The 1,101-nt window shown below is 39.3% G+C and carries 1 protein-coding gene and 1 pseudogene; one reads left to right on the top strand and one right to left on the bottom strand.

The features are described 5' to 3' along the window. Positions 1-202: pseudogene (locus ACS8FD_RS16320) on the bottom strand (YeeE/YedE family protein); the annotation flags it as partial. A gap of 539 nt (positions 203-741) precedes the next feature. Here ACS8FD_RS16320 and ACS8FD_RS16315 point away from each other — a divergent pair. Then, positions 742-1,101: flavodoxin family protein (locus ACS8FD_RS16315; protein WP_439276614.1), on the top strand; the 360-nt coding region annotated here is incomplete at its 3' end.

The following is a 1,101-nucleotide window of genomic DNA, read 5'->3' as shown; positions in this document are numbered from 1 at the left end:
CCAGCAAAAGACCAATACCTAGTAGCAAAGATTGGGAGATATGCTGAGTGTCAAGTAAATGAATGAGTAGTAGCAGGCCTGCTATTACGCCGCCGGCTATTAATACTTTTTGCGGTGCATTGAGTGCCAGACTACCTCTTACAATGGGGTCTTTTGCATCATTTACAGGCTGAACTCTAGTGGTGGTATTTAACGTATTCAAGGCAATGACATCCTTCTCCGATGCATGTGATCGAATGTGATTTGTATAAGTATTTATATAAGAATAGGAAGTAGGGTTATGAGACTCGTTTGATGCTTTTAATAGTGTATAAGTAAGCGCTCCATCATAATCTTATTGTCATCAAAGTAAATATTAGCGCATTAGAAGAATAAGAATAAGTATATGACAATATGGAATAGGCTGTTTATTACTGACTATTTAACATTGATAGACGGTGACATTGCTTATTAATTCTTGCTTGCTGATGGATAAAGCGTAGTATCTATTACACAAGAATAATTGATAATGTGTAAAATATCGCTACAGTGTGCATTAATAAATGATGAGCAGTAATAAGCTGGTACTCATTAAAACATGCCTGTTACAATATGCTTGAATTTACCGAAGTCTACCGCATATCAGGTAACAAGCATTTGCACTAGCTATACTGGTAACTTGTCCCATCATATTTTGAGGGATTTAGAGCAACAGTACCCTACCGCTGAATCAATTACTTATTATCCATTATTAGAGTTTGTATGAATACACCAACCAAAGCATTTTTATCTACCAAAAACGCGCCGAATGTATCGATTGCTGTTATTTTTCATAGTAACTATGGACATACCAAGCGCGTCGCAGAAGCGATCGTACAAGGCGCACATAAACAACTGCCAACAGCGCAAGCAAAAGCGATCGATGTCCATGATGTCGATTGGGATTTTGTGGATCAAGCTGATTTGCTGGTATTTGGTAGCGCGGTATATATGGGCAGTGTTACCGCTGAATTTAAGACTTTTATGGATGAAACCTCAAAGCGCTGGTATCACCGCAAATGGGAGGGCAAGTGGGCAGCGGCTTTTGCCAACTCAGGCGGACTAAGTGGGGATAAGCTTGCA

The organism is Psychrobacter sp. 1U2 (assembly GCF_051847575.1).
This window is presented reverse-complemented; position numbering and strand designations above follow the sequence as displayed.